The 26,456-nt window shown below is 64.8% G+C and carries 27 protein-coding genes and 1 pseudogene; 14 read left to right on the top strand and 14 right to left on the bottom strand.

Annotated elements, in window-relative coordinates; all coding sequences use genetic code 11:
- The gene (locus tag ACIBCN_RS06820; protein ID WP_396990538.1) at window positions 1-1,212 is read left to right on the top strand and encodes an acyltransferase family protein; all 1,212 of its coding nucleotides are present in this window, start codon (window positions 1-3) and stop codon (window positions 1,210-1,212) included.
- Here the strand turns inward: ACIBCN_RS06820 and ACIBCN_RS06815 are convergent, their stop codons facing one another.
- The 3 genes from ACIBCN_RS06815 to ACIBCN_RS06805 are packed head-to-tail and all read right to left on the bottom strand — an operon-like array spanning window position 1,213 to window position 3,766.
- Window positions 1,213-1,635, bottom strand: coding sequence for a hypothetical protein (locus ACIBCN_RS06815; RefSeq protein ID WP_396990537.1), 423 nt, complete (start codon window positions 1,633-1,635; stop codon window positions 1,213-1,215). It abuts the gene before it with no gap.
- Between the two features lie 47 nt (window positions 1,636-1,682).
- The gene (locus tag ACIBCN_RS06810) at window positions 1,683-3,095 is read right to left on the bottom strand and encodes an ATP-binding protein (protein ID WP_396990535.1); all 1,413 of its coding nucleotides are present in this window, start codon (window positions 3,093-3,095) and stop codon (window positions 1,683-1,685) included.
- A complete protein-coding gene (locus ACIBCN_RS06805; RefSeq protein ID WP_396990534.1) occupies window positions 3,092-3,766 on the bottom strand; it encodes a response regulator in 675 nt (224 codons plus the stop codon). The genes ACIBCN_RS06810 and ACIBCN_RS06805 overlap by 4 nt, the downstream gene beginning before the upstream one ends.
- A 101-nt stretch (window positions 3,767-3,867) precedes the next feature.
- On the opposite strand from ACIBCN_RS06805, the gene ACIBCN_RS06800 reads away from it, so the two are divergent.
- On the top strand, window positions 3,868-4,620 hold the full coding sequence (locus ACIBCN_RS06800; RefSeq protein ID WP_396990533.1) for an SGNH/GDSL hydrolase family protein: 753 nt from the start codon (window positions 3,868-3,870) through the stop codon (window positions 4,618-4,620).
- A 2-nt stretch (window positions 4,621-4,622) separates the two neighbouring features.
- On the opposite strand, the gene ACIBCN_RS06795 is transcribed toward ACIBCN_RS06800, so the two are convergent.
- The 4 genes from ACIBCN_RS06795 to ACIBCN_RS06780 form a co-directional block, all read right to left on the bottom strand.
- Complete coding sequence (locus tag ACIBCN_RS06795) at window positions 4,623-5,270, bottom strand: TetR/AcrR family transcriptional regulator (RefSeq protein WP_396990532.1); 648 nt, start codon at window positions 5,268-5,270, stop codon at window positions 4,623-4,625.
- 519 nt (window positions 5,271-5,789) lie between these two features.
- Complete coding sequence (locus ACIBCN_RS06790; protein ID WP_396990531.1) at window positions 5,790-6,323, bottom strand: GNAT family N-acetyltransferase; 534 nt, start codon at window positions 6,321-6,323, stop codon at window positions 5,790-5,792.
- Window positions 6,324-6,336: 13 nt separating this feature from the next.
- A complete protein-coding gene (locus ACIBCN_RS06785; protein ID WP_396990530.1) occupies window positions 6,337-6,492 on the bottom strand; it encodes a hypothetical protein in 156 nt (51 codons plus the stop codon).
- 153 nt (window positions 6,493-6,645) lie between these two features.
- Window positions 6,646-6,852, bottom strand: coding sequence for a sigma factor (locus ACIBCN_RS06780; protein WP_396990529.1), 207 nt, complete (start codon window positions 6,850-6,852; stop codon window positions 6,646-6,648).
- Window positions 6,853-6,977: 125 nt separating this feature from the next.
- Here ACIBCN_RS06780 and ACIBCN_RS06775 point away from each other — a divergent pair, with 125 nt between their 5' ends.
- The 3 genes from ACIBCN_RS06775 (at window position 6,978) to ACIBCN_RS06765 (ending at window position 10,101) form a co-directional block, all read left to right on the top strand.
- Window positions 6,978-7,868, top strand: coding sequence for a helix-turn-helix domain-containing protein (locus tag ACIBCN_RS06775; protein WP_396990528.1), 891 nt, complete (start codon window positions 6,978-6,980; stop codon window positions 7,866-7,868).
- A gap of 380 nt (window positions 7,869-8,248) precedes the next feature.
- Window positions 8,249-8,986: a MerR family transcriptional regulator gene (locus ACIBCN_RS06770; protein ID WP_396990527.1), complete on the top strand. Its 738-nt coding sequence runs from the start codon at window positions 8,249-8,251 to the stop codon at window positions 8,984-8,986.
- A 680-nt stretch (window positions 8,987-9,666) separates the two neighbouring features.
- Window positions 9,667-10,101: a helix-turn-helix domain-containing protein gene (locus tag ACIBCN_RS06765; protein WP_396990526.1), complete on the top strand. Its 435-nt coding sequence runs from the start codon at window positions 9,667-9,669 to the stop codon at window positions 10,099-10,101.
- Here ACIBCN_RS06765 and ACIBCN_RS06760 read toward each other — a convergent pair.
- Window positions 10,098-11,258, bottom strand: coding sequence for an epoxide hydrolase family protein (locus tag ACIBCN_RS06760; protein WP_396990525.1), 1,161 nt, complete (start codon window positions 11,256-11,258; stop codon window positions 10,098-10,100). The two genes, ACIBCN_RS06765 and ACIBCN_RS06760, sit on opposite strands and share 4 nt — an antisense overlap.
- 465 nt (window positions 11,259-11,723) lie before the next feature.
- On the opposite strand from ACIBCN_RS06760, the gene ACIBCN_RS06755 reads away from it, so the two are divergent.
- Genes ACIBCN_RS06755 through ACIBCN_RS06725 form a run of 7 tightly spaced genes read left to right on the top strand, consistent with a single transcriptional unit; the run spans window position 11,724 to window position 18,694 of the window.
- Window positions 11,724-12,545, top strand: a complete 822-nt coding sequence (locus tag ACIBCN_RS06755; protein WP_396990524.1) for an endo alpha-1,4 polygalactosaminidase — start codon at window positions 11,724-11,726, stop codon at window positions 12,543-12,545.
- Window positions 12,542-13,840, top strand: coding sequence for an extracellular solute-binding protein (locus ACIBCN_RS06750; RefSeq protein WP_396990523.1), 1,299 nt, complete (start codon window positions 12,542-12,544; stop codon window positions 13,838-13,840). Before ACIBCN_RS06755 ends, ACIBCN_RS06750 begins: the two co-directional genes overlap by 4 nt.
- A gap of 8 nt (window positions 13,841-13,848) precedes the next feature.
- On the top strand, window positions 13,849-14,775 hold the full coding sequence (locus tag ACIBCN_RS06745) for a carbohydrate ABC transporter permease (RefSeq protein WP_396990522.1): 927 nt from the start codon (window positions 13,849-13,851) through the stop codon (window positions 14,773-14,775).
- On the top strand, window positions 14,772-15,653 hold the full coding sequence (locus tag ACIBCN_RS06740) for a carbohydrate ABC transporter permease (RefSeq protein ID WP_396990521.1): 882 nt from the start codon (window positions 14,772-14,774) through the stop codon (window positions 15,651-15,653). Before ACIBCN_RS06745 ends, ACIBCN_RS06740 begins: the two co-directional genes overlap by 4 nt.
- On the top strand, window positions 15,650-16,588 hold the full coding sequence (locus ACIBCN_RS06735; protein WP_396990520.1) for a carbohydrate kinase family protein: 939 nt from the start codon (window positions 15,650-15,652) through the stop codon (window positions 16,586-16,588). The genes ACIBCN_RS06740 and ACIBCN_RS06735 overlap by 4 nt, the downstream gene beginning before the upstream one ends.
- Entirely contained in the window at window positions 16,581-17,882 is a 1,302-nt protein-coding gene (locus ACIBCN_RS06730) for an alpha-glucosidase/alpha-galactosidase (protein ID WP_396990519.1), read from the top strand. The genes ACIBCN_RS06735 and ACIBCN_RS06730 overlap by 8 nt, the downstream gene beginning before the upstream one ends.
- 41 nt (window positions 17,883-17,923) lie before the next feature.
- A complete protein-coding gene (locus ACIBCN_RS06725) occupies window positions 17,924-18,694 on the top strand; it encodes a DeoR/GlpR family DNA-binding transcription regulator (RefSeq protein WP_396990518.1) in 771 nt (256 codons plus the stop codon).
- Between the two features lie 98 nt (window positions 18,695-18,792).
- Here ACIBCN_RS06725 and ACIBCN_RS06720 read toward each other — a convergent pair whose 3' ends face one another.
- Window positions 18,793-19,185: a MerR family transcriptional regulator gene (locus ACIBCN_RS06720; protein ID WP_396990517.1), complete on the bottom strand. Its 393-nt coding sequence runs from the start codon at window positions 19,183-19,185 to the stop codon at window positions 18,793-18,795.
- 126 nt (window positions 19,186-19,311) lie between these two features.
- Between ACIBCN_RS06720 and ACIBCN_RS06715 the strand changes: the two genes are divergently transcribed.
- Window positions 19,312-20,235 carry an alpha/beta hydrolase gene (locus tag ACIBCN_RS06715; protein ID WP_396990516.1) on the top strand — a complete coding sequence of 308 codons (924 nt, stop codon included), beginning with the start codon at window positions 19,312-19,314 and terminating at the stop codon, window positions 20,233-20,235.
- Window positions 20,236-20,618: 383 nt separating this feature from the next.
- On the opposite strand, the gene ACIBCN_RS06710 is transcribed toward ACIBCN_RS06715, so the two are convergent.
- The 3 genes from ACIBCN_RS06710 to ACIBCN_RS06700 form a co-directional block, all read right to left on the bottom strand.
- On the bottom strand, window positions 20,619-21,155 hold the full coding sequence (locus ACIBCN_RS06710) for a GNAT family N-acetyltransferase (RefSeq protein ID WP_396990515.1): 537 nt from the start codon (window positions 21,153-21,155) through the stop codon (window positions 20,619-20,621).
- Window positions 21,156-21,275: 120 nt separating this feature from the next.
- Complete coding sequence (locus ACIBCN_RS06705; protein ID WP_396990514.1) at window positions 21,276-22,958, bottom strand: flavin-containing monooxygenase; 1,683 nt, start codon at window positions 22,956-22,958, stop codon at window positions 21,276-21,278.
- A gap of 140 nt (window positions 22,959-23,098) precedes the next feature.
- A complete protein-coding gene (locus tag ACIBCN_RS06700) occupies window positions 23,099-24,730 on the bottom strand; it encodes a GMC family oxidoreductase (RefSeq protein ID WP_396990512.1) in 1,632 nt (543 codons plus the stop codon).
- Between the two features lie 607 nt (window positions 24,731-25,337).
- Between ACIBCN_RS06700 and ACIBCN_RS06695 the strand changes: the two genes are divergently transcribed.
- Window positions 25,338-25,634, top strand: coding sequence for a putative quinol monooxygenase (locus ACIBCN_RS06695; protein WP_396990511.1), 297 nt, complete (start codon window positions 25,338-25,340; stop codon window positions 25,632-25,634).
- On the opposite strand, the gene ACIBCN_RS06690 is transcribed toward ACIBCN_RS06695, so the two are convergent.
- Both ACIBCN_RS06690 and ACIBCN_RS06685 read right to left on the bottom strand, forming a co-directional pair.
- Window positions 25,619-25,957 (bottom strand): transposase, encoded by a 339-nt coding sequence (locus ACIBCN_RS06690; protein ID WP_396990510.1) that lies wholly within the window; start codon window positions 25,955-25,957, stop codon window positions 25,619-25,621. The two genes, ACIBCN_RS06695 and ACIBCN_RS06690, sit on opposite strands and share 16 nt — an antisense overlap.
- 247 nt (window positions 25,958-26,204) lie before the next feature.
- Window positions 26,205-26,380, bottom strand: a pseudogene (locus ACIBCN_RS06685) (cytochrome P450); the annotation flags it as partial.
- Window positions 26,381-26,456 lie beyond the last annotated feature (76 nt).

Below are 26,456 nucleotides of genomic sequence, written 5' to 3'. Positions count from 1 at the left end.
ATGACGCGAGTTCAGCCGTCGCGGGATGTGCGGGAGAGCGCGCGAGGATCACATCTGCCTGCGTTGGACGGCTTGCGGGGTCTTGCGATTCTCGGGGTGTTGTTGTTCCATACCGGTCACCTTTCCGGAGGTTTCCTCGGAGTGGATCTGTTCTTCGTGTTGTCCGGTTACCTGATAACAGATCTGCTGTTGCGGGAGATCGCGGTCAGTGGCACGGTGTCGCTGATCGCGTTCTGGGGCAGGCGGATTCGCCGACTGCTGCCCGCGCTGGCGACGATGTTGGTGGTCGTCACGCTGCTGGTGTGGGCGGTGGGTCCGGTGGATACATTGCGGACGACGCTCTCGGACGGTCCGTGGGTACAGCTGAACCTGATCAACTGGCATCTGCTCGCGGAGTCGGCTGGTTACTGGGATCGGTTCGGATCCGTGCGAGTGTTCGAGCATCTGTGGAGTATCGCGATCGAGGAGCAGTTCTACCTCGTGTGGCCGGTCCTGGTGCTGATATCGGCTCGCTGGATACGGCGGCCGCACCGAGCGGTTGCGGTCGCCGCGGCGCTCGGCTCGGCCGCCGCACTGGCCCTGATGATCTGGCTGGCCGATCCGGCGGATCCGACGCGGGTCTATACCGGCACCGACACGCGCGCGTTCTCACTGTTGCTCGGCGCGTTGGTAGCCACGGAACCGGTGCGCGCCGCGCTGGCCCGAATGTCGGGTGAGTGGGCGGGTGCGATTCTTGCGTTTGGGGCCATCGGGATCGGCGCTATGTGGTCGCTCGCTGATGGGGTGAACTCGTTGTGGCTGTATACCGGCGGGCTCTTCATACATTCCCTCGCTTGTGCCGTGCTGATCGGGTCGTGTGTTCGGGAGTCGAACACAGTGGTCGCCAAAATTCTGGCCTGGCAACCACTGCGGTGGCTGGGCTTGATTTCCTACAGCTTGTATCTATGGCACTGGCCGATTCTCGTACTGTTGTTCCCGCATCGGCCCGCACCGATGGCGTGGAGCGAGACGATTGCTGTCTGTGCCGTGTCGGTCGTGGTGGCGGCATTGTCGAAGTACCTGGTGGAGGACCCCATTCGATTCCGCGCACGCTGGGCTCGGGGGCGCGGTGGGCTGATGGCGTTCGCACTGCTCATGATCGGCCTTGCGGTGTTGTGGTTGACGGTCCCTGATCCCGCTCCGGTCACCATCGATATCACCGAGCTGGGATGATCATCCGATCGGCGGGCAGGTTCGTTGTTTGTCCGATTCCGGAGTGGGCAGGGTGAACCGCACCTGCACGCGAGTGCTTGTGGACCCGCCTGCCTGCACCTGCACTCCCAATGCGGTGCAGACGATCTGATCGATGCCCAGCGGAGTGAGGTCGTCGATGGTCCATGGCACCCACAACCGGACCAGCTCGGGCGTGGTTTGCACGGGGACCCTGGTCTCGGTGTCGGTGGGAAGGTCGGTGTGCAGATCGGTGGGGCCGGGTCCGGTCAACAGCAGTGACATCGCCTCGGCGATTGTGCCCAGCTGCCCCGACTGCCGCAGCTGCGGCCGAAGTCGACCGTGGTCGTCGAGGAAATACAGCGTCACCCCGGGCGCCACACCCGTCGGCGCCTGTCCCGCATCCAACACCTCGGAGGGCTGCACTCCACAACCTGCGGCCAGCAAAGCCAAAACTGCCAAGCAGATTCGCCTCACGCGTTCTCCAGGTTTCGTGGCAGGTGCAGGAGGAACCGCGCACCACCGCCGGTGAGATTGCCCGCGGTGAGGTCGCCGCCGTGCAACCGGGCGTTCTCGCGGGCGATCGCCAGCCCGAGCCCGCTGCCCAGGGTGCGGGTGCGGGCGGCGTCGGCTTTGTAGAAGCGGTCGAACACGTGTGGCAACACCTGCTCGGGCAGGCCCGGTCCGTGGTCGGTGACCTCGATCCACACCTGATGTGGCGACCCTGTGATGCGTAGTCGCACAGGGGGTTCGCCGTGTTCGAGCGCGTTACCGACCAGATTGGCCACGATCACGTCGAGCCGACGTCGATCCAGGGGTAATCGAATCGGATTCTCGGCCACTAACTGCACTCGATTCAGCCAACCCCGGGCACGCAGACAGTCGCGCACGGCCTCGCCCACGTCGGTCTGCTCCACCCGCAAATGCGCTGTGCCAGCATCGAACCGGGACACCTCCATCAGATCCTCCACGAGCCGGACCAGCCGATGAGTAGCCGCAACCGCCATCTGCGCGGACTCACGAGCATCGGGCGCCATCCCCTCGGCCGCGGCCGCCCATACCTCCACCACCGCCGTCAAGGTGGTCAGTGGGGTACGTAGCTCATGGGAGACATCGGCCACGAATCTGCGTGCGTCGGCCTGCATCCGCTGCATCGCGGCCACCGATGTCTGAACCGATTCGGCCATCTCGTTGATCGCGACAGTCAGCTCGGCCAACTCGTCGGCCCCGCGCGGAGGCGATCGCGCGCTCAGGTCACCGGCGGCCAGTCGCTGCGCGGTGTCGCGCAGTCGGCGCACCGGCCGCAGCACACTGCCCGCGGCCGACAGCGCGAGCAACGTCGATAACGGCAGCGCCGCCGCGGCGGTAGCGACCGCGGACCGGGTGAGTGCGTCGACCTGCCGTTCGACGTCGGTGAGGTCGCGCATCGCATACACCTCGATGCCGGAGCCGGTGCGGGCGCCATCCGGTCCGGTGATCATGACCGGCGTGCCGACCAGCAGCCAGCTCGTGCCATCGGCGGAGACACGCTGTGCGACAAGCCGATTTCGGGTCCGCACTGCGCTGCGCAGGGCGTCGGTGACCAGCGCGGTGTTCGCGCTGTCGGTGGATCGCAGATCCCGGTAGATCACCAGTGTGTCCGAGCCGACGGCAGCACGCAGTCTATTCACCGTGTCCTGGTCCGGTGGGTAGGTCAGTTGTGGCGCCAGCGCAGCTATTCGACCGGCGACAGTCTCGATGAAACGCTGCTGGGTGCCGGCGACCAGCGCGCCACTCGCCCGTGCGGCGCTTGCCCAGGCCGCCGCGGCGGCACCGACCACCGTCACCAGCACAAAGGCGATCAACAACCGGGAGCGCAACCCACCCGGCCACAATCTTCGGATCATGCCGACCGGAACCGATAACCGAACCCACGCACTGTTTGCACATAATCCGGCGCCGCCGAATCGGTCTCGATCTTCGCCCGCAAACGCTGCACACAGTTGTCGACCAACCGGGAATCACCGAGGTAGTCGTGCTCCCACACCTCTTCCAAGAGCTGCTGCCGACTGAACACCCGTCCCGGAGCGCGGGACAGAGTCATCAGCAGCCGCAACTCGGTGGATGTCAACATCACCGGCTGCCCGCGCACCGTCACCGTCAATGCGATGGTGTCGATGCGCAATTCGCCGTGCGTTCGTACTTCGTCGGAGGCACCCACGCTGCGGCGTAACACGGCACGGATCCGCGCGTCGAGCACGGTCGGCTGCACCGGCTTGATCACGTAGTCGTCCGCGCCCGCCTCCAGACCGCCGACGATATCGAAATCATCGCCGAGCGCGGTGAGCATGATCACCGCTACCTCGCTGTCGGCCCGGATACGACGGCATACCTCGAAGCCGTCGATGCCTGGCAGCATCACGTCGAGGACAACCAAATCCGTGACACCTGCCCGCAATTCGCTCAACCCGTCCTCGCCGGTGTCGGCGGTGTGCACATCGTGGCCGTGCCTGCGCAGCGCGAGCTGCAGGCCCCGCCGCACCATGGGATCGTCTTCGATGAGCAGAATCGCAGCCACCGCTTCAGTATTGGGCAGTCCGCAAGTTCTGGTGAACTCTGCGACAAACTCGCGACACGACGGCGACGGGGTCGGAACGAAACGGCGGCACCGTCGAAGCCATGATCAACGCATCCCGCGTCGCCTGCGTGACCGCGACGCTCCTGCTGACCGCCGCGTGCTCCAACCAAAGCACCACCAGCGCAACCTCTCCCGGCGCACCCGCCGCCCCCGGCGTGTCGAAGGTGCTGTTTCTCGGCGACTCGGTCGCCGCAGGGGAGGCGCTTGCGCTGCGCGCCGCGTTCGAGGCGGGCAAGACCGAATTCCAATCCCTTGCCGCCGAGGGCGGTGGAAATGTGGTGGGCCCGTTCTCCGAGGAGAACTGGAAGAAGCTACCCGACCAGATCGCCGCGGCCAAGCCCACTGTGATCATCTACCAGCTCACCACCTTCGACTGGGGCAGCCGGCAGGAACAGCAGGCCGCCTACGGCAAGCTTCTGGGGACGGCCACCACCGTTGGTGCGAGACTGGTCTTCGTCACCATGCCACCGATCAAGCCCGACGAGTTCTACCAGCCCCACATGGCCGAGCTGGACCAGGCTCCGAGCGCGGCCCGAACGGTCGCGGCGCAATCGCCGGCGCAAGCCGCCATGCTCGACGCCGACAGCGTATGGGGCAGCAGCTACCAGCAAATCCGTGACGGCAAGCCGGACCGCAGCAGCGATGGAATCCACACCTGCCCGCAGGGCGCCGCCCGCTTTGCCAGCTGGCTGCTTCACGAACTCGCCAGGCTGTTCCCCGGTTTCACCCCCGCGTCACCGCAGACCTGGGCCAACACGGGTTGGTCCGGCGACAACCGATTCAAAGGGTGCTGAATTCAGCGTGGCGCAAGGCTGTTCAATTCGTCGGCGTACAGGAGAGCGGAGTCGAACTCCATTCCGGTGAAGTGGCCGGCGAGCTCGAGGGACAGAACGCCGTGGGTTCGGGTCCAGAACGACAGGGCACGGTGCACGGTGGTGGTCGGAACGGAATCGTCTGGGGCCCAATGGCGATGGTGTTCGAGGTTGGCGTCGAACGGTGTCGCCTGCTCGTCGATGGGCTGCGCCGCGACGGCCTCGATCAACACCGCCATGATCTCCTGGGCAATCGAAACGGTGTCATCGGGGGCACGATAGCCGGGGATCGGCGTGCCGTAGATGAGAAAGTATCGCTGAGGGTCGGCCAGCGCCCATTCCCGCGCGGCGCCGGCGAGCCCGATCACGTCAGCGCCGGAGTCTCGGGCCGCGCGCAGGGCGTCGGCCAGGCTCCGATAGGAATCCCGAATGAGCGCGGTGATCAACTCGTCGCGGCTGGCGTAGTACCGGTACAGGGCGGGTCCGCTCATGCTCATACGCTTGGCGATCGCCTTGAGCGACAGCGCGGACGGACCGTCGGTAGCTATCTGTTCCCAGGCGAATTGCTTGATCTCTGCCTGCATCTGCACGCGATAGCGCTCGCGTGGACTCTTCACCGGCGTGTTCGTCACGACTGCCCCCTTTGCCTCGCTGTCCACTATGAAGGTTAGAGGCTATCACTTCGATGCTTGCCTAAAAGCAACTGTTATTATAGTCTATAACTTAAGTAACCAGCTATTATCAAGCCTGGTCGGCTCAGTGACAAGGAATGAACAACAGTGACCGACAACCACCCTTCCGATACGCCGGACGCGCAGTCTGCCCCCGGTGCCGCTGGCCGCGGCAGGCGGACAACCCTGCTCGGAGTCCTCCTGACCGCCGCCATGAGCGGCACGCGACCGTCTCGTATGCCCTCCTCGGCGGCCCACCGCCGCGCATCCTGACCAGCACTCTCGCCAGCTGGAGGGCTGCCGGGCGGCTCCAGCTGCCAGCCGATCCCGGACGCCTCTGTGTAGCTAGGGTCGTCGATAGTGACTCGGCTGTGGTTGGTCAGCCCGTGGGCCGCTGGGGCATGGATGTTCCGCGGGAACGCCGCCACCGTCGCCACGAGGTTGTTGTTGACCGCCGCCGCATAATCCCGTCCCGGCGTCTCATAGCCGCGGTTTCACCATGTGGACCGCACCGCTGATGTGGGTGGGCGGGAGGGGGTCCGGTGTGGGGAGGAGTCGGTAGCCCGCGTTCTGATACATGCGGATGTTGCGTTCACTGCGGGCGCCGGTGAACAGGATGAATTGTTCGATGTGCGGGGGAGCGAGAGTTTCGATCAGGTGCAGCAGATGGCGACCGATTCCCCGGCCGGTCAGGTCGGGAGCGACCATGAGCCTGCCGACGTGCCAGTCGCTGCCTTCCACCTGGCCGCGTACCGCGGCAGTAAGACGTCCGCGTTGACGCACGACCAGAGTCGTCGATGTGGTCGCCCACGCCAGTACCTCGTCGTGGGTCTCGTGCAGTGGGGGGAGGCCCGGCATGTCGTTGAGCACTGCCTCCGGGACCCAGCAGCATCGTTGCAAGACAACGAGTTCGGCGAGATCGTCTGCTGTGAAGAGGGACAGTGTGGAGTCAGGGAGCACGTTCGATAGGGCGTCGCGGGGTAGATCTATCTGGTTCGGCGACTGTGCGGCCATGAGCGGTTCCTAATCAGTGGTGCGGATAGACAATGCGGCGGGGGCGTCGACTCTGAGCGGTCGTCCGTTCGGCGTGGGCAGGACCGCGCCGGGTGACGCTGGCGCGGAAGGCGGCGGTGGCGTTCGCGCCGGACCCGGCGGCAGTGGGTGACGCTGGGGAGGTGGTCATGATGTGCTCCTGAGGACCGTTACCGGGAGACGAATTTTGCGACGGCAGCCAGTGCCTGGTCGAGCTGCGGCAAGATCGGTGCCTTGTGCTGTCGCACTCAGCACGGTCTCCGTCGACTCGACCGACAGTGTCGGCCGTGACGTAGCGGCATGGTCAAGCATCCCGGTCGCGAGGAGGATCTCGCGGGGTGCGGGTGACGGTGGACAGCCACGCGCGCAGGGCGGTCACCGGCTCGTCGAGCAGCGACCGACGTTGCCACAGCGGAGCAGGGGTTTCCAGGACGATATCGTCGGCGTGATCGGAGTTGCCGATCAATCCGGTCGCGAAGCGGCACAGCGGCCGAGGGTGACGACGTTCCAAGCACGCCGAGCCGGTCCGACCGGTGCTCGTCCTGACGATTCACGGACTGGTGAAACGACCGTGTTCAGCGCGAGCTGCTGACGGGGGGTCTGTGATGTTTTGTTGCTGTCGATAATCTCGCTCTCATGGTGTTCGACTCCGCGCGTTTCGATACGCGGCCGGTGGCCGATTTCGATATGACTCGCTACGTTCGGCAGACGTATTGCAGTTGGGAGGATTCCGGCTGGCGATCGCTGCTCGTGCAGCGGCTCGAGCATGTCCCCGTGGTCGAGGATATGGAATGGCCGGGGACGGCGGATTTGCATCTGGTGGTGCCGGTCGCGGGGCGGGCCGTGATAGAGACGCACAGTACTGGCCGGGGGAGGCGCTGCGTGTGGGCGCCGGGTCGGCTGGAGTTGGGGATCCCGGATCGGCCCGTATTTCGTCGTTATCGGGGGGAAGGGGCGATGCGCAGTGTGGTGGTTCATATTCCGCGGCGCACCATCGATTCGGTTGCGGCGCAACTGGGTGGCCGCGCGGTGGATTTCGACGCCATGGCCGCGTCGTTGTCCGCAGGGGACCCGCTGATCGAGGAGACCGTCCTGGCGCTCGGCGGCACGGGCGGGGTTGACGACCTGTATGCCGAGGCGGCTGCCGCCTTGTTGACCGTGCACTTGCTTACCCGCCATACGCGATTGCCAGTCGATCGATCGCCGATGCGTGAGGATGCACGCGTGCGTGCGGCCATGGCGATGATGCGTGAGCGGCTGGCCGATTCGATCACCTTGGCCGATATCGCCGATGAAGTGCACCTCAGCGCCCGCCACTTCCTGCAGGTCTTCAAGGAGGTGACTGGGACGACACCGTACCGGCACCTCAGCCGGTTACGCATCGACGAGGCGAAACGGCTGTTGCGCGATACCGATCTGACACTTGGCCAGATCGCGGCGAGGTGTGGCTTTGCCGACGCCAGTGCGCTGTCGACGGCCTTCCTGCGGCACACCGGGGCGCGACCCTCCGCCTTCCGTACTTATTGACCCGAAGACCGGAATCTGGAGCATTGGCCAGGGGATAGCTGGCGCCTACGGTTCATTTGATGGACCACATCCATTTCGGGCGAGGCCACGGTGTCTGACTTCGAGTGCTTCGCCGTCCCCATCTGCGGTCACGACTGGCCTGATCCGAGTGCGCGGTCAGTCCCCGATGCTGCCAGCCGGCATCTGCGGACCACGCTGCTCGGAATCGTCCTGACCGCTGCGATGAGCAGTATCCCGCCTACCCACAGGTTCTCGCCGACGATCCGTTACCGGGCGCAATCCGCCGAGCACCGTGCGCGCTCAATCGTGCGGTGACGGTGCGGTTTTCGACTTGTTCCGCCGATGCGTTTCAGATCGGTGAATCTCGCTCGCGAGGAGGGATGGTTATGGCTTGGAGCACACGCGAACTCGCCGAACTCGCTGGCACCAGTGTGCGGGCGGTACGGCACTACCACGAAATCGGACTGCTGGACGAGCCCGAGCGACGAGCCAACGGTTACAAACGTTACGGCGTCACCCACCTGGTGCGCCTGCACCGAATAAAACGCCTTGTGGACCTGGGATTCTCACTGGCCCAGATCGCCGAAATGGGCGAGGCCACCGAACACCCCGCGCAAGCACTACGTGCCCTGGACACCGAACTCGCCGCGACCATCGACCGACTCCAACGCATCCGCGCCGAACTGGCACTGTCGCTGCGTCAAGCCTCACCCACCGACCTCCCACCGCGACTGGCCGTAGCCGCCGTCGCGGTGGACCTCTCCGACGCCGACCGCGCCCTGGCCGTCGTGCTGACCCGCGTGCTCAGCCCCGCGATTCTCGACGCCTGCGCCGACCTGCTGTGGACCTACTTCGCGCATCCGGAGGTGACCGAATTCGACCGGTTGCCCGCCGACCTCGACGAACATGCCCGGCACGACCTGGCCCAACGGCTCGCCCAACTCGTCGGCACAATCCGCGACAGCCACCCGGACCTGGCGGACATCACCGTCGGGGCACCGCGAGGTGCCAGGGTCGCCCTGGAAACGATCGGCCTGGCCTTGACCGAGCTCTACACCCCCGCTCAGCTCGAGATTCTCCGCCGAACTTCGGACCTGCTCGCGACCGAACCCGTTTGACAGGCAGTACTGCTGGAGTCGCTCGTCCCGGTCGAACGCGGTGACGAGACCGGTGGGCGAAGGCAGGTCGCGGCGACTGTTGCAAGTCTTGGCAGTGGGCACGCTGCGCGAGCAGGCCAGTGGCTGCGGCCGACGACGACACCACGGGTTGAGTTGGTCGTCGACGCCTATCACGCCCTCGGCGTGGTGCCGTTCTCGATCCGGGACCTCGGCCACGACAACGCCCGGGTGGTCGGCGGTGGCACAAGCATCTCAAACTGGGCGAGGGTATCGGACCCCGTTGTTGTCCCTAGCCTCCATCGCTGCGGGCAACGATCGGTACGGTGTCCGGCTCGACCGGCCTTACCGGCCACTATGAGCAAGAGCGTTGGCGTGGCAGGTTTACGAATTTGGGGCCGCTCTGATCTTGGATCTCTGGTGGCTGTCAGCTGCTGACGCGATTTGACCATGTCGCGGCGGCATGGTTTTGACTGTCACGCGAGGCGGTGAGCGTGGCTGATGCCGGGTTGTCGATATGTGAAATGGACAGGCGCACCTGGACGCATCGGCATGCGTGGGCTCGGTGGATCGACGACGTATTTGCGCACAGGGATTGTGCTGGTCACGCCGTAATCGTCACCGGTCGGAGCGGCGGAAGCGGAGTGGCGGCCGCAAGACAGGAAGAAGCAGGAAGGAATCGGATGTGCAGGTCAGCTAATTCAAGGCAGTACGCGCTGAGCGGTGGATCCGACGGCAGCGCACTCGTCGAGCTGCTTAGCAGTGACCTCGAACTCGTCCCCGGAGAAGGCGGAAGCCCTGTGCTGCGGGCGGTGGTGTACATGCAGGATCAGATGGAGCGGACCGTGACTCTCGCGGAGCTGGCCGGTGTGGCGCGATTCAGTCCCTACCACTTCTTGCGAATGTTCAAGCGAGCCACTGGCCACACGCCGCACCGCTATCTCACCCTGCTCCGCATCGCTGAGGTCAAACGACTGCTGGAACGGGGCGTCACGGTCGTCCGGGCAGCGCAACTGTGCGGGTTCTACAGCGCTGCACACCTTTCCGCGGTCTTCGTCCGCGAGACCGGTGTCCGCCCGTCACGCTGGCAACCGTCAGGTAAGCCAGCACGGCTCTAGCGATCGCGGACCTGGCGGAAGGCGTTTCTGAGCTCACCGACCAGCACACTGGGATTTTCCCAACCTGGATAGTGGCCGCCGAACTCCATCTCGTTCCAGCTGATGAGATTGCGATAGCGCCGTTGCGCCCAGCTCCGGGCGACTGGGAACGGTTCGGCCGGAAACAATGTGCAGGCAGTAGGCACCGTCACCGTCTGCGCGTTCTGCGCCTCCGCGCTGCGCGGCGTCCATCGCACCGCCTCCCAGTACCAGCGAGCGGTGGAGGCGCCAGTGCCGGTGAACCAATACAAGGCAATGTCGTCCACCTGCTGCGCCACACTGACACCACCACCCGCTTCGGGGCGGGTGTCGGAAAAGGCGACCAGCGCCTCGCTCAGCCACGCGGCGAGCCCGGCCGGAGAGTCGAGCAGGGAGTAGCCGAGCGTCTGCGGGAGCATGCCCTGGACAATCACATGGGTGGGGCCGGTCCGCATGAATCTGTCACGTTTGGCGAGCATGGCTTGTTCCGCGTCGCCGGCTGTCGCCACATCCTCGGGCAGGGGAGAGGCAAGCGGCATGGTCAGATGCAGGGCAGCAACACGCTCGGGTGCCAGGCGAGCCAGCTCGGTGCTTACGTGCGCGCCCCAGTCACCGCCGTGCGCGACGAAGCGTTCGTACCCGAGCCTGGTCATGAGATCTGCCCAGGCCCGTGCGGTACGGCTAGGGTTCCAGCCGGGTTCCTGGGGCCGCTCGCTGAACCCGAAACCGGGCAGGGCGGGTATGACCACGTGGAAGGCGTCGCCGGCGGAGCCGCCGTGCGCGACCGGGTCGGTCAGTGGTCCGATGACGCTTTCGAACTCCAGCACCGAGCCGGGCCAGCCGTGGGTCAACACCAGAGGAAGCGCGTCGGGCTCGGGCGAGCGCACATGCCAGAACGCGATGTTCAGGCCATCCAGACGAGTGCGGTAGTGCGGCAACGCATTCCATCGCTTCTCCAGAGCTCGCCACTCGTGCTGCCGCCAGGCGGCCAGCAGGCTCTGCAGACGTTCCAAGCCGATGCCCTGCGTACCGTCCTGAACCGTCTCCACTTCGGGAAGCCGAACACGGTCGAGACGCTCTCGCAGGTCCTCCAGGTCACGTTCGGGAACGCTTATCGGAAAGGGTTCGATCTCAGTCACGACCGCGACACTAGGACGAAACTCCGACGCGGGCGATGCACAAAATTGCGCAAATCGACGTCACAGCAGCGATCGGGAGCAGCCTTACCGATTGCGTCGGCTGCCGCCCGGGCGCTGCGCACGGCGCCAGCCACGACAGCCCGCGTTGGCCGACCACCTGCGACTGCTGAGTGCGCTGGTCGCCGCCGCGCAACAGGTCTGATCGACAACGAGGACGGCGTGAAGTCCTGATCGTGCAGGGTGGTTGGATGATCGGTTTCGATCGATCTTCGAATCCGATTCTGTAGCTTCTTGACGTAAGCGGAAATCTTTGTTTGACTCCAAGGGGCGTCGAGTTGTATTCGACGCCCGAGGTGCGCCCAGCCGGTAATCGGTGAATAACCTGAGCCCGGCCCCAGTCGCCAGGACGGATTCTGATTCCGTCCGAGGCGGGGTCGCCACCCGCAGTAGTCAATGGGAATCAAGATGAGCATCAATCGTATTCGGGTGGCTGCCGCAACTGCCTTGGCTATCGCTTGCGTATCGATCGTCCTCCTCGCTTCGGCCGGGCCGGCATCCGCTGCGCCACCCGTGGTTCCTCCGCCGCCGCATGCCGAATTCGATTACCAAATCGGCGCGCCGTACACCCCGCCTACCGGCGTCAGTGTGATTTCGCGTGACTACACCAAGGAGCCGGTGCCCGGCGTTTACAACATATGCTATGTGAACGCATTCCAAACCCAACCAGGCGCCCAGGGGCAGTGGGATCCAGACCTCCTGCTGCGCAACGAGAACGGTGAGGTCATCGAGGACGAGGGATGGCCCGGCGAGGCGATCCTGGATCTGCGCGAGGACGGCAAGCGTAAGCGCATCGCCGCGAAGGTCAACGGCTGGATCGACACATGCGCCGCAAAGGGTTTCCAGGGGGTCGAACCCGATAATTACGACAGCTACGAACGGTCGCAAGGCCTGTTCTCCACGAACGAGGCGCAGCTGTTCATTCAGATACTGTCGGCGCACGCACACGATAAGGGCCTGGCGATCGCACAGAAGAACACCTCCGATCTACTCGGCGCCGCCCGAAAGAACGGCCTCGACTTCGCTGTCGCCGAAGAATGTGGGCAGCACAGTGAATGCGACAAATATGCAGCGACTTTCAATGATCATGTGGTCGTCATCGAATATACTGCCAAAGGTTTGGCGAATGCGTGCGGGGATTTTAAGGACCGACTGAGTATTGTGCGGCGCGACAAGATGGTGACCGCGCCCAATAGCGGCGAATATGTCCGCGAAACCTGCCGTAAGTGAATTCGGTGACCACGCTGACTCGCCGTACCGCACTTCGCGGCGGCGCCGCGATTGCGCTGGGCCTGGTTTCGGCGGCGTGTAATGGCGGATCCAAAGGCGGTGTCGGGCCGGACGGTCGGGTGACGATCCAGCTCTGGCACGGGCAGAACGAACGAAACCGGGTGGTGGTCGAAGAACTGGTCGCTGATTTCGAGCGGGCATATCCGAACATTCGGGTCGACCTGGGCGGCGGCGGCGTGGTCGCCGACGAGATGCTGCAAAAGGTGCTGGCGGCCTTGGCTTCCGGATCCTTCCCGGACATCGCGTATATCTTCGGTTCGGACCTGGCCAGCATCGCTCGCAGCCCGAACGTCGTCGACCTCACCGACGCATTGCCTGTATGGAACGACCTCTGGAAGCCGGTGCAGACCGCGGTGACCCTCAATGGCCGGGTGCGTGCCGCTCCCGCTTTGACCGACTCCCTTGCGGTGGTCTGCAACAATGCGGTATTCGCCAAGGCTGTTGTCGCGCTGCCGGTTACGGCGTGGTCGTGGAAAGAGTTCACCGATACCGCCCGCAAGCTGACCGATGCTGACCGCGGGACCTTCGGGACCGGCTGGCCCGGCGTGGGCGACGAGGACACTACGTGGCGCCTCTGGCCGATGGTGTGGGATCTGGGCGGCGATGTGATCGCTGCCGACGGCAAGACCGTCGGGTTCGCCGACGTCGGCGAGCGCGCTCTACAGGTGGTTGCCGATCTCGCCGGGGACAAGAGCGTCTATGTCGACGCCAAACCGGGTACCGAACAGATGTATCAGGTGTTCAAGTCCGGGCTGATGGGCATGGTGATCACCGGACAGTGGCAGCTGGCCGAGATCATCGACGCGAAGGTGGACTACACCGTTGTGCCGATGCCCAGCTTCAGCGGTGAACCGATAACGATTTCGGGTCCGGACACCTGGACACTGTTCGACAACGGCACGGCCCGGGTCCACGCGGCACGGACATTCGTCAACTGGCTCAACGATCCTCAGCAGGACGTGCGCTGGGATATCGGGGCAGGCAGCCTGCCGCTCAGTCGGCCGGCGCAGGCACTGCCCGAATGGCAGCATCAGGTCGAAGACATCAAGGGCCTCGATGTGTTCACCCGCGCCTTGGCCTATTCGCGAGCCCGTCCGGTGCATCCGGCCTATCCGCAGGTCTCTCAGGCATTGGGCCAGGCGATCGTGTCAGTTCTGTACGGCCGACGTAGTCCAGCGGAGGCATTGCGGCGTTGTCGCCGCGAGGCCGATGCCGCTTTGCATATTCCCCGTTGAGGAGTCCCGTGTCTCCCGTTCCTATTGCCCTGACACCGCTGCCGCGGGATATGCGCCGACGTCGGCGCGAGTCGAGGACCGCATGGCTGTTCATCTCGCCGTCTGTTCTGGTCATTCTCGGCTTGAGCTTGATTCCGGTGATCTGGTCGCTGTTGTTGTCGTTCCAAGCCAACGACTTGGTCACCCCCAGTCGCTGGGTCGGGATGGACAACTACAGCGCTCTGTTCCAGGATCCGAATTTCGGTCAGGCTGTGCGGAATACGCTGATCTATACGGTGTTGTTCGTGCCGCTGAGCATCGCCTTCGGGCTGGCGCTGGCGCTGGCGCTCAATCGACGCCTGCGGTTCGTAAGCCTGTATCGGACGCTGTTCTTCGTGCCGTTCGTGGTGTCGGCGACCGCTCAGGGCGTGTTGTTCTCCTTCATGCTCGACCCGCAGGTCGGTATGGTGAATTCGTTGCTACACCGCGTGGGGCTGTCTCCGCAGGGATTTCTCACCGACCCCGCACAAGCCCTGTTCGTCCTGATCGCGATCACCTTGTGGAGCGGGTCCGGGTTTTGCGTCGTGGTGTATCTGGCCGCGCTGCAGGATGTGCCACAGACATTGCTCGAGGCCGCGCGTCTCGATGGCGCCGGTCGCTGGAATCTGTTGCGGCACATTGTGTTTCCCACGGTAATGCCGGTGACGATGTTCCTTCTGGTGTGGCAGGCGATCACCGCGCTGCAGGTGTTCGACCTGGTGTATGTATCGACCAAAGGCGGCCCGCTCGGCTCGACGACCTTGATCGTCTTCTTCATCTGGCAGCAGGCTTTCCGCAACTTCACCGCGGGCTACGGCGCCGCGGCGGCCTATGTCCTCGCGGTTGTCCTGTTGGGACTAGGCCTGGCCCGACGGCTCATGGCGCGCCGCCGCTCGACGGAAGGGAATTTGCGGTGATCGCCCACGCGCACAGTCGTATTCGACTGCCGTCCAACGGTGCCGCCGCTGCTGCTCGTCGGCTCCGGCTGCCGTTCAGTGCGTGGCACTTGCTGCTGGCTCCGTTAGCGCTGCTCTTCGCGGTGCCGCTGATCTGGTTGACGCTCAGCTCGGTGATGACCGACGCGGAAATCAACAAGTTCCCGCCCACGATGTGGCCCTCGGGCATTCATCTCGATGGCTACCGGTACGTGTTGTCGAACGCCAAGTTCCCGACCTGGTTCGTCAACTCGCTGATCGTCTCGGGTACCGCGGTCGTCTCGAATCTCGCCTTCGGAACGCTGGGCGGATATGCGTTCGCTCGGATGCGGTTCCTCGGGTCACGAACGATGTTGGTGCTGATGCTGGCGACGCTGGTCGTACCGTTCCAGCTCACGATGATTCCGACATTCATCGTGATGAAATGGCTTGGCCTCATCGACACCCTCGGCGCGCTGATCGTGCCGGCCCTGGTCACGCCGTTCGCGGTGTTCTTGATGCGGCAGTTCTTCCTGTCGCTGCCCCGCGAGCTGGAAGAGGCAGCGTGGATCGACGGCTGTTCGACGTTGCGCGTGTTGTGGCAAATCGTGCTGCCACTCTCGCGCCCGGCGCTGAGCACCGTCGCCGTGCTGACCTTCCTGACCACGTGGAACGACCTGACCTGGCCATTGATCGCCCTCAACCACGACAGCACCTACACCCTGCAGCTGGGCATGACGACCTTCCACGGACAGCATCAGACGCACTGGTCTGCGGTGATGGCGGGCAACGTGATCACCGTGGCGCCCGTGCTGCTGGCGTTCCTCGGCGCGCAGAAGGCGTTCATCCAGTCCATAGCCAATAGTGGGCTGAAAGGATGACCATGATCGACCTGCTGGTCATCGGGGACGCCAACCCCGACGTGATCGTCGGACCGCTGGCCGGACCGCTGGAATTCGGTCAGCGAGAACAGCTCGCGTCCTCCGGAGTGCTCACGCTGGGCGGTTCCGGGGCGATCATGGCCTGCGGCGCCGCTCGCCTCGGACTGACCGTCGCTTTCGCCGGCCGCGTAGGGGCCGACGAGAGCGGGCGATTTGTGCGAGATTCCCTCGATGCGCACGGGGTGGACACCTCGGGCCTGATCACCGACCCCGAGCTGGCCACTCCGCTCACGGTGGTGGTCACCCGTGACGACGACCGGGCGATCGTCACCGCGCCTGGGACGCTGTCGGCGACCACCACGGCCGATGTGCCGCGCGCGCTGCTGCGGAGCTGCCGGCACGTCCATGCCGCATCGTACTTCCTGATGCCCGCACTGGCTGCCCAGCTTCCGGCTCTGTTCGCCGAAGTCCGGTCGCTGGGACACACCACGTCCCTCGACACCAACGACGATCCGGCCGGGCGGTGGCAGGTGCCAGGAATGTACTCCGAGGTCGATTTTCTTTTGCCCAATGCCGCCGAAGCTATGCATTTGGCCGACGCGGACACCGTCGAAGCCGCGGCCATCGCGCTTGCCGGGCACGGCCCGACCGTGGTGGTGAAGGACGGTGCCGCCGGAGCGCTGTCCTACGACGGCCGGAATCTGTTGAGAACCAAAGGAATACCTGTGATTGCAGTGGACAGTGTCGGCGCCGGCGACAGCTTCGACGCGGGCTTCGTCGCCGCAACCCTCGCGGGCAGCACGGCACAGCGGGCGCTCGAGATCGCGGCGATCTGCGGGGCACTGTCCACGCGCGGCATCGGCGGCACGACCGCCCAACCGACCTGGAGCGAAGCGATGGCGACGTTCCACGGAATGGAAAGAATCCATGACTAAGATTGCATTCGTCGGCGCGGGCAGCGTCGAGTTCACTCAGGGATTGCTAGCGGATCTGCTGGCGTTTCCCGAGCTACAGCAAGCGCATATCGCGTTGCACGACATCGACCAGGAACGGCTGGAAACTGCCGAGGCGGCCGCGAAATTCATCGCCGAGGCCCGCGGCGCCGCCCCGAACATCACCGCGCATACCAACCGGCGTACCGCGCTGGACGGCGCCGATTTCGTCATCAACACTGTCCAGATCGGGATGGGCGCGGCCACCGAGATCGACTTCGACATCCCGGCCCGCTACGGCTTGCGCCAGACGATCGGCGACACCCTCGGGATCGGCGGCATCTTCCGTGGCCTGCGTACGTTTCCTTTCCTGAAGGCGCTCGGCGCGGACATCGCGCAGGTGTGCCCGGAAGCGTGGTTGCTGAACTACACCAACCCGATGGTGATGAACGTGCAGTACCTGCGCGAGGTCACCGGCCTGACCCGCGTTATCGGGGTGTGCCATTCGGTGTACTGGACCATGCGGGGACTCGCGGAGCTGGTCGATGTGCCGTTCGAGGAGGTGTCCTACCGTGCGGCCGGAGTGAACCATCAGGCTTGGGTGCTGGAATTCACCCGTGCCGGGGAGGACCTGTACGACCGCCTCGATGCATTGATCGAGAATGATCCAGAACTGCGGCGCCGCGTGCGCGTCGACATGTACCGGCGGCTGGGTTACTACCCGACCGAGACCAGTGAGCACTCGGCTGAATATGTGCCCTGGTACCTGCACCATGGCAGTGAAGTGCAGCGGCTGCGGATACCTGTCGGTGAGTACCTCGGCATCGTGGCCGAGAACGTCGCGGTATACGAACTCACCCGGCGTTTGCTGGCCGAAGGAAACCCGCTGGAGGTGCAGAACACGATGGAATACGCACCCCAGATCATCCACAGCATCGTCAGCGACACACCTCGAACCGTGTACGGCAATGTCCCGAACCGCGGCCTGATCACCAACCTGCCCAACGGCGTCGTCGAAGTTCCCTGCGTCGTCGACGGGTCAGGCGTTCACCCCCAACCGATAGGCGCACTTCCGCCGCAATTGGCGGCCTTGAACCGGGCCTACCTGAGCGTGACGGGACTGGTCGTGTCCGCCGCGGTTGACAACGAACCCCGCCACATCCGGCACGCGGCGATGGTGGATCCAGCCACCGCGGCGACGTTGACGGTGGAGCAGATCTGGGCCCTGTGCGATGAGATGGTCCAGGCTCACTCCGGTCTGCTGCAACCCTCGTTGCGCGGCACATTGGCGCCCTGAACTCGGACTATTCCGCAGGCTTCGGAAAGGCGGTCCCACAAATGAACCGGCACGCGCGCCTGATCACACTGCTCGAGCTCATCACCTCGCAAGGGCATGCCGATGTCGACGACACCGCCAAAAGGCTGGGTGTCTCCAGTGTCACGATCCGTCGGGACCTCAATCGCCTGCACGAACGCGGACTCGTGTGGCGCACGCACGGTGGGGCGGTCGACCGTTCGGGCGCACTCCAGGCTGCAGGCAGCGGCCAGAGTTCGAGTAAGCAGCGCATTGCTCAGGCAGCCGCGGACATGGTCGCGGCCGGTGCCACCGTGGGTCTCAACGGCGGTACCACGACCCTCGAAGTTGCCCGCGCGATCGCGAGCAGGGCGTCGCGGATGCCCGAGGACCGTCGTCGCGTCACTATCGTCACCAACGCCATCGCCGTCGCCGGAGACCCGACGGTCTGCGGGGGAGTGAAACTTGTGGTGACCGGCGGGATGGCACTGCCGGACTCGATGGAGTTGACCGGATCGGTCACCGGCGACACCCTGCGCCACGTCGACCTCGACCTGGCGATACTCGGAGTCGATGCGTTCGGCGTCGATATCGGGGCGCGAACGCGCTGTGCAGCCGAATCCAGCATCGGGAGGCTGATGACGACTCGGGCTCGCCGAGTCGTCATCGTCGCCGACAGCCCCAAACTCGTCGCCGAAGCTGAGGCGTTGATCTGCCCGGCGAGTGCAGTCCACGATCTCATCACCGACCGTGGCGCACCTGCAAATCTGCTCCGCCGCTTCGTGGACATAGGAGTCGCTGTGTGCGTGGTGTAGCCACGGCTGTTCCGCGACCTGCCCGACCCACCAGCGGTCGAGCCGTTCGGAAACGGTGGGTTGGTGGAGTCGTCCCACCGTCCGGTTCGCGTGTGCGGTCAGGCCACCTGCTCGGGGGAAGCGGTGGCGGTCCCTCTGCTGCGGACCGTTCGCAGGTAGTCGGCGATCGCGTCTCGATTGTGGGTGAGGCAGTCGATGCGCTGGGTCAGGTGGTCGTGCTCGCGCTCCAGAATGGAGAGCATCTCCGGTGTCAGGTCGTCGAAGTAGATGCTGTGGGGCTTGTCCAGGCAGGGCAGGATCTGGCGGATGATCCGGGTCGGCAGCCCGGCGTCGAGCAGCCCTTTGATCTGCAGCACGCGGCCCACGTGGCCTTCCTCGTACTCGCGGTAACCGTTGAAGGAACGCCCGGGCGCGATCAGCTGCTGCTCCTCGTAGTAGCGAAGCAACCGCCGGGAGATGCCGGTGCGTTCTGCCAGCTCTCCGATTCTCATGGGGTCGAGCCTACGACGACGTGTCCGGCCCGTTCGACTTGACCTTCACATTGATGTGAAGGTCGCAGACTTCGCCCAGCGGCTCGAACCCAGCCGCCTGCACCTGCGAATCAAGGAGAACCTGCCATGGTTTCGATCGATGTCCCGACCTTCTATCAGGAATGGGCGGCACGCAGCGGTGGTGTCTTCGCTGCAGCCGCCGGGCAGGGGCCCGACACTCTGGACGACATCCGGCTCGCGTACCGGAAGTTCTTCCAGGACAGCTTTCCTGCACCGAACTGGGTCAGTTTCGTCCCGGTGGACGCTGATGGGGTGCCCGCCGAGTATGCGACCCCCGCGAATGCGGTCACCAGCCGTCACCTGGTCTATCTGCATGGTGGCGCCTACCTAGTGGGGGACCCGCAGGGCTACCGCGGTTTGGTCGGCACTCTCGCCGAGCGTCTGCGGGCCCGTGTTCTGGTGCCGGATTACCGGCTCGCGCCCGAGGCCGTGTTCCCCGCCGCCGTCGATGACGCGGTCGCGGCCTACCGCTGGCTGCTGGACCAGGGCGTCGCGCCGGGGAACGTCGTGTTCGCCGGTGACTCCGCCGGTGGCGCGATGGCGATCAGCGTTCTGGTCGCGGCTCGTGACCGTGGGCTTGCGATGCCGGCCGCGTCGATTGCCATCTCTCCTTGGGCGAACCTCGAACACACCGGGGCCACGATGCGCACACTGGACGGCATCGACCCTTCCGTCAGTCGTGCGGGGCTGCACAGCGCCGCGGACCTCGTTCTGGGCGGCACTGCGCGGAACAATCCGCTGGCCTCGCCTGTATTCGCCGACACCCGTGGACTGCCTCCGGTCCTGATCCAGATCGGCGGTCATGAAGTCATGCTCAGCGACGCCATCAGGCTGGCTACTAGGTTGGCGACCGACGCTGTCCCCACCCGTCTGGACATCGAACCGCAGATGGGGCACGTGTGGCATCTGCTCGCCGGCCATCTCCCGGCTGCGGACAAGGCGATCGCCGCCGCCGTCGCCTTCGCCGAGGAGCACCTTCCCGCTGCATGACCCGCCTGCGGGAAGTAGGGCCGTGACGAGGTGGATTCGTATCGGCGGTCAGCTTGGCCGCGGGCCCTCGCGTCGAAACCCTCTCCTAGGCCGGGCATTTCATGCACCTGGACCAGCTCCGTCGAGTTCGCACGCATCATCTTGGAGTGGTTCGACGGCCCGTCGTGCACGCCGCGATTCCAAATAGGGGTGTCTGGCGAGCATGTTCGGCAGCACGATCCGCTCTTTTCGCGGACTGCAATTCGGCCGTTAGTGCCAGTCGGTAACTCGTGCCGCAATACATCGCGTCGTCCGACCAACTCGTTCAACGCCTCTGCCGCGGCACACTGTAGTCGGCGCGCCGAACTATCGGCGAGGCTCATCGGGTGTGTGAGCCCCATGTTTCATGGCAGCGGCTTGTGGTAGATCATGAAGGCGCAGGGTGTGGCCAACAGCGGGGCAAGGTGCGGATAGTCGTCTTCGAGAGCACCGCGGCGGACGACGCGATAGCCGATGCGGGTGTACCACTCGGCAAGGAACTTCTTCTCCGGATGGGTCCAATCTCGCGGGACGAGAAGTTCCAATTGCATGGTGTGAGCACCGTTTTCGGCGCTGCGCCGTTCCGTGAACCGGACCAGCTCGCGTCCGATACCGGTACCACGCCGACCGGGTGCGGCGACCAGCATGCCGAACTCACCGATCCCGTCGCCCAGCCGCTGAATCCGCACCGAGCCCACGAGCTCCCCATCCGAATCGCGGGCCACCGCGATCTCACCCGCCGCGACGAGATCGGCCACCTCCGCGTGCGTGCTGCGGGCGGCGCCGTCCACCCATATCCCTGCCTCGGCGACCTCGTACACCTGATTGATCAGCGCGGTCAGTTCGGCGACCAGCTGGTCGTCCGAAGCTGCTGCGCTCGGAAGCATATCGATGCGAACCACGGTACCTCCACATATGCGGGTGCGTCTGAGCACACCTGCTATCTCACGTTTCTATAACCCGAGCGTCGGCCACGTTCACCGTCTCGGGGAACAAGTTCAAACCACGCCGCCACGGCATGGTCAAGCCGTGTCAGCAGCTGGCGTCGGCTGCTGCCTCGATGCGGGGGCCGATGAAAGTAGCCGGAGATGGAACCCCGTATATCCCTCGCCGGCGGCCTCACGACAGGCTGCCTGGTAGCCGGAACCCGATCCGGTGTAGACCATGCAAACCCGGGGTTTACCAGGAATATTGGCGCCGGTGTACCACGAGTTGGTGCTCGGTAGGAGTGTGCGTTCGGCCAGCTTGTTTGTGTGGGCGACCAATCGGTCCTGCGCGTGGCGTGTCGGCTCGATCGATACGGCATCGTGGTCGCGCAGATACGCGATGCAGTCGCTGATCCAGTGGACATGGTTCTCGATCGCGATCGGCGTGACCGAGAACGCGGCCGGACACTGTGGCCCGGTGATCATGAACAGATTGGGGAAGTCGTGGGTCATGAGACCGAGGTAGGTCTGGGGGCCCGCCGACCATGCCTCGTTGAGGGTGAGTCCGACGCGGCCGGTGATGCCCATTCGGAGCAGCGGACCGGTCATCGCGTCAAAACCGAGCGCGAAAATCATTGTGTCCATCGAGTATTCGGTGTTCCCGATCTGGATGCCCCGCGCCGTGATTTCGGCGATGGGCTCCTTACCGACGTCGATGAGGTCGACGTGGTCGAGGTTGAATGTCTCGTAGTAGTTCGTCTCCAAGGGCGGGCGTTTGGTGCCATAGGCGTATCCGCGCGGAACGAGGAGTTCGGCGGTGTTCGGGTCGGTGACCCGCTCGCGAATCTTGGCCCGGATGAACTCGGCGGCGGTCTCGTTCGCTTCGCGGTCGCTCAGGATGTCGGAGAAGGAGCCGACGAAAAAGGCGAATCCGCCTTCGTTCCAACATTCTTCGTAGATGCGCTGGCGCTGTTCGGCGGTGGCCGCGAGCGCGTCGCCGTGCGCGCGGGCGTACGGGAGGCCGCCGAATGAGTCCCGCGAAGGCGCTCTGAGTTCCCGGTAGGAAGCCTTGATGCGGTCACTTCTGGCCCGCGCCAACGGAATATTGCGCAGCGGCGTGGCGTAGTTCGCCGTCCGTTGGAAGACCGTGAGATGTGCTGCCTGTTCGGCGATCTCCGGAATGATCTGAATACCACTGGATCCCGTCCCGATCACGCCGACTCGCAGTCCGGTGAAGTCGATCTGCTCGTGGGGCCATCGGGTGGTGGAGTATATCGGGCCCGAAAACTGTTCCACGCCTGCGAAATCCGGTTCCTTGATCGCTGACAGGTTACCCACGGCCGAGATGAGGTAGCGCGCCCGTGTTCTCTCGCCGTCATTGGTCTCGATATCCCACCGATCGGTCGCCTCGTCATAGGTTGCGGCGGTGACCGCGGTGTCGAACTGGATATCTCGGCGCAGATCGAACCGGTCGGCCACGTGCTGTAGGTACCGCAGGATCTCCGATTGCCCCGCGAATCGCTCGCTCCAGGTCCACTCCTGCTGCAGTTCCTCGGAGAAAGAGTAAGAGTAGTGCCAGCTTTCGATATCACAGCGGGCACCGGGGTACCGATTCCAATACCGGGTACCACCGACGTCGCCGGCGATATCGAAGACTTTGACCGTGAGACCGAGCGTGTCCCGAAGACGATGCAGCGCATAGAGTCCGGCGAACCCTGCTCCGACAATGACTGCTTCGTACTCGATGCCCCAGCTCATATCACCGGTATTCATCGACATGCCCTGTCTCCTTTGCGTGTGACCAGCACTCCGGTCGTGTCGAGCGATCCCGAGATCCGATGCTCGGACGACAGTTTGGAGTGTGCCGCAGCGGCATGGTCAACCGAATCGCTGCACCGGCGTTGCCTGCCCTGGTTGACCTACACCGGCCTCACCTTTCGCATCAGCTGCACGGCGCGTTCGGCGGTCATGATGGTGGGAGCGTGGGTGTTCGCGCGTGGGATTGTGGGCATTACCGAGGCATCACCGACGTAGAGTCCCTGAATTCCGTTGACCTGCATGGTGGCCGAGTCGACGACGGCCGCCGGGTCGGTACCCATGCGGCACGTGCCGACTGGGTGCCATTCGCTGGCTCCTTGCTCCTGGATCCAGGTGTCGAGCGTCCGGTCGTCCCAGGCGTGGGGACCGAGGGCCGTGCCCCCGGTCGCGGCCTTCAATGAGGGTGCCTGGAACAATCGCTGCGCCAAGCGCAGACCTTCGACCAGCCCGTCGCGATCGGCCTGAACGTCAAGGTATTTCGGGTCGACCAGCGGGGCCACGGTGGGATCGGCCGAGGCGAGCCGGACCTCACCCTGGCTTGCAGGGGTCAGCAGGCACACCGAGCAGGTCGCCGCCGGTTGACCGTATACCTGCCCGTCGGGGTCGATGCCGATCAGTGCGAGCGTGAGCTGGATGTTGGGACCCGGGAGATCCTCTCGGGTCCGAACTTTCGCTGCGGCCTGCGTGAACGACGCCAGCAGCCCGCGGCGCAGCAGTTGGTAGGCGCGCAGGTCCGCGCCGGTGACAGTGCTCCACAGCGGACTCCCGTCGAGAACCGGCCAGGTGGTCGAGACCGCCGGGTGGTCCTGCAGGTTGGCACCCACCCCAGGCAGGTCGTAGACGACGTCGATACCGTGTTCGCGCAGGTGGTCAGCCGGACCGATGCCGGACAGCATGAGCAGCTGCGGGGTTCGTAATGCCCCCGCCGCCAGGACGATCGAGCGCCGGGCGGCGATACGTCGCACTGCTCCGCGGGCATCGACGCACAGCACGGCACCGGCTCGGCCTCGTTCGACGACGATCGACGTCACCAAGGTCCCGGCCCGGACGGTGAGGTTCGCTCGGTCGAGGGCCGGCACCAGATATCCGTCCACGACACTGTGGCGCCGACCGTCGTCGATGTTGGACTGAAGCAGACCGATGCCCTCGCGCTCGGCGCCGTTGAAGTCTTCGACCACCGGGAGCCCGAGTTCGGCGCCTGCGGCGACGAAGCCGCGCGGCAGTGCCGTGACGTCCCTGGTCCGCGTCACCCGTATCTGGCCATCGGACCCGTGCCATTCGTCCGTGCCGAGTTCACTGTGCTCGATGGCCCGGAAGATCGGTTGCACGTCCTGCCACGCCCACCCGGTGGCCCCGCCCGCGTGCCAGCCGTCGTAGTCGGCGGGATGGCCATGGAACCAGGCCATTCCGTTCATGGTGCTGCCACCGCCGAGGCCACGCCCCTGCGGGAGCACGATTCGGCGGCCGCACAGCGACGGCTGCGGAATCGAACTGTCGCCCCAGGACGTTTCGCCACCCCACAGCCGCATGGCCGCACCAGGAGTCCGGGCTTCCGGCTCGAGCCCGGTCGTGCTGCCCGCCTCCAGCAGCAGAACCCGGCAATCCGGGTCCGTACTGAGGCGCGCGGCGATGACGCAGCCGGCCGCACCCGCACCGACGACCACGATATCCACCTCATCTGGAAGGTCGCCCGAAATATGTTCCGCTGTCAGGAATTCAACGTGGCGTGTCATACGGCGGCTCCTCTCGATGGATGATCGTGCATGAAATTTCACTCCCGGATAACCTGTCCCCGAACGACACTGTCTGGTATGCCGTGGGGGCACGGTCAAGACGCGCACTGGATCACGTCGACTACCCCGACAGTCTTTGAACGCGCTTTACCGGGGCATTTCAATCCAGGTAACGGGTAGTTCGCGGACGCCGTAGATGGTTCATATCGGTACGGAGTCTCACGTCGTCGGCGGGGACAGCCAGCGCGAGCGCGGGGAAGCGGCGCAGTAGTGCGATGGTCCGATGACTCGGTGGATGGTGGCGACGACGCTGACCACGCTTACGGCTTTGCTGGACTCCTGCCGAGTCGCAGCGTCTGATGGCGATTTGACCGTGCCCTGGCGGCACGGTCTTGACTGTCGAGTATCCGACGCGCGACAGGCCGGATCCGGGAACGCGGCGTGGAGAAGAGTTACCAAACCCCGCCGCGCCGACCGAGCCCGAGTGATCACGGAATAGGTTGCGCACCTTCGAGTATCAACAGCCGAACAACGTGATCGGTTGCAGCACGATAGTTGTCGTAGAACAGAATGGAATCCGACTGTGGGACAAGCCGTTAGCATGCATGTGACGTTGACCATCAAGCCAGAGTCGCGTACGGAGTACCTCGCGTCATTGCGTGCGGTTCTGGTTCCCGCGCGATCAGAGCCGGGATGCGTCTTCTTGTACGCCAACGAATCTGTCGATGAACCCGGAACGATCGTCTTGCACGAGCGCTGGCGAGACTTGGACGAATACGTCAACGAAGTCCTCCAGCGCGACTACTTCCAGCAGTACTTGAAGCTCAGCGAGAACGCCTACGCGGCACCCCGTATTGTTGTCATGCTCAATCCGATCGAGCCGCTCGATCAGAACACACCGTGATCCAGCAGCATCCAATCGTCGAGACGCGAGCCGGCTCGGAGGTCGCGGTTGGTCACCATGAGCGCAATCGCGGTGCCGCAACGCGACCAGCCGTCGGTGTGGCGTCTGGCGACGTAGGCGCGGGTGGCCGGGTCGTGGCCCATCCGCACGACCGCGATCATGTGCAGAGCAGCGTTGGCGTCGCGGTCGCAGTACGGGTTGAGCCGGTGGCGGTGGGTCTTGCCGCTGCTGGCCGGGATCGGATTGGCGGCGCACAGCGCGGCGAACGCGGATTCCGAGCGCAGTTGCCCCGCATGTTCGGTGGACACGCCGAACAGTGCCATCGTCGTTGATGCCAGCGCTTCCAGCAGGCCGGTCAATTATGATGCCGCTGTGTCGATCTCATCAGTCAGCGCCGCGATGCGGCGGCCGACGCTGCGTATCGCCATCTTCGTTGCCTGGACGGGATCGGTCAGTGCTGTCGTGTCGACGTGAAACCGGGAGGCTTTGGCCGCCGCGCTCTTCAAGGTCATTGAGCGCAAGTCGGGCGCGGCGCGGGTTGGGTACGGTCGTGATGAGGTCTTTGAGCCGGTCGCGAGTCAGGTCGGACAGTATGTCTTCGCCTGGAGCGACGCGTTTGCGCGTAACCAGTTCGGCCAGGTAGGTGGTCACCGCGCCGAAGGCGGTCATCTTCTCCGCGAGCGTCTGGTTCTCGACAATCACCTGGCGGCGTTGACCTGGAAGTTCCGTCGGTCGGCGTACGGGACGGGCTCTGGGTCAGTTGGCTTCTCGGCCGTTGGAGGCGTCAAGAAATAGCGAGTGCGCTTTCGTCGCCGCGCTGGC

This window comes from Nocardia sp. NPDC051052 (genome assembly GCF_044456045.1).
GTDB lineage: Bacteria > Actinomycetota > Actinomycetes > Mycobacteriales > Mycobacteriaceae > Nocardia.
Note: the sequence above shows the minus strand (reverse complement) of the source record. Positions and strands in the feature narration are given on the sequence as shown.

What these genes read in the sequence shown, in the direction of transcription:
- ACIBCN_RS06820 (WP_396990538.1), top strand. Translation starts at nt 1, where the DNA reads ATGACGCGAGTTCAGCCGTCGCGGGATGTGCGGGAGAGCGCGCGAGGA.
- ACIBCN_RS06810 (WP_396990535.1), bottom strand. Translation starts at nt 3,095, where the DNA reads ATGATCCGAAGATTGTGGCCGGGTGGGTTGCGCTCCCGGTTGTTGATC.
- ACIBCN_RS06800 (WP_396990533.1), top strand. Translation starts at nt 3,868, where the DNA reads ATGATCAACGCATCCCGCGTCGCCTGCGTGACCGCGACGCTCCTGCTG.
- ACIBCN_RS06790 (WP_396990531.1), bottom strand. Translation starts at nt 6,323, where the DNA reads ATGGCCGCACAGTCGCCGAACCAGATAGATCTACCCCGCGACGCCCTA.
- ACIBCN_RS06785 (WP_396990530.1), bottom strand. Translation starts at nt 6,492, where the DNA reads ATGACCACCTCCCCAGCGTCACCCACTGCCGCCGGGTCCGGCGCGAAC.
- ACIBCN_RS06775 (WP_396990528.1), top strand. Translation starts at nt 6,978, where the DNA reads ATGGTGTTCGACTCCGCGCGTTTCGATACGCGGCCGGTGGCCGATTTC.
- ACIBCN_RS06770 (WP_396990527.1), top strand. Translation starts at nt 8,249, where the DNA reads ATGGTTATGGCTTGGAGCACACGCGAACTCGCCGAACTCGCTGGCACC.
- ACIBCN_RS06765 (WP_396990526.1), top strand. Translation starts at nt 9,667, where the DNA reads ATGTGCAGGTCAGCTAATTCAAGGCAGTACGCGCTGAGCGGTGGATCC.
- ACIBCN_RS06755 (WP_396990524.1), top strand. Translation starts at nt 11,724, where the DNA reads ATGAGCATCAATCGTATTCGGGTGGCTGCCGCAACTGCCTTGGCTATC.
- ACIBCN_RS06735 (WP_396990520.1), top strand. Translation starts at nt 15,650, where the DNA reads ATGACCATGATCGACCTGCTGGTCATCGGGGACGCCAACCCCGACGTG.
- ACIBCN_RS06730 (WP_396990519.1), top strand. Translation starts at nt 16,581, where the DNA reads ATGACTAAGATTGCATTCGTCGGCGCGGGCAGCGTCGAGTTCACTCAG.
- ACIBCN_RS06725 (WP_396990518.1), top strand. Translation starts at nt 17,924, where the DNA reads ATGAACCGGCACGCGCGCCTGATCACACTGCTCGAGCTCATCACCTCG.
- ACIBCN_RS06720 (WP_396990517.1), bottom strand. Translation starts at nt 19,185, where the DNA reads ATGAGAATCGGAGAGCTGGCAGAACGCACCGGCATCTCCCGGCGGTTG.
- ACIBCN_RS06715 (WP_396990516.1), top strand. Translation starts at nt 19,312, where the DNA reads ATGGTTTCGATCGATGTCCCGACCTTCTATCAGGAATGGGCGGCACGC.
- ACIBCN_RS06705 (WP_396990514.1), bottom strand. Translation starts at nt 22,958, where the DNA reads ATGTCGATGAATACCGGTGATATGAGCTGGGGCATCGAGTACGAAGCA.
- ACIBCN_RS06700 (WP_396990512.1), bottom strand. Translation starts at nt 24,730, where the DNA reads ATGACACGCCACGTTGAATTCCTGACAGCGGAACATATTTCGGGCGAC.
- ACIBCN_RS06690 (WP_396990510.1), bottom strand. Translation starts at nt 25,957, where the DNA reads ATGGCACTGTTCGGCGTGTCCACCGAACATGCGGGGCAACTGCGCTCG.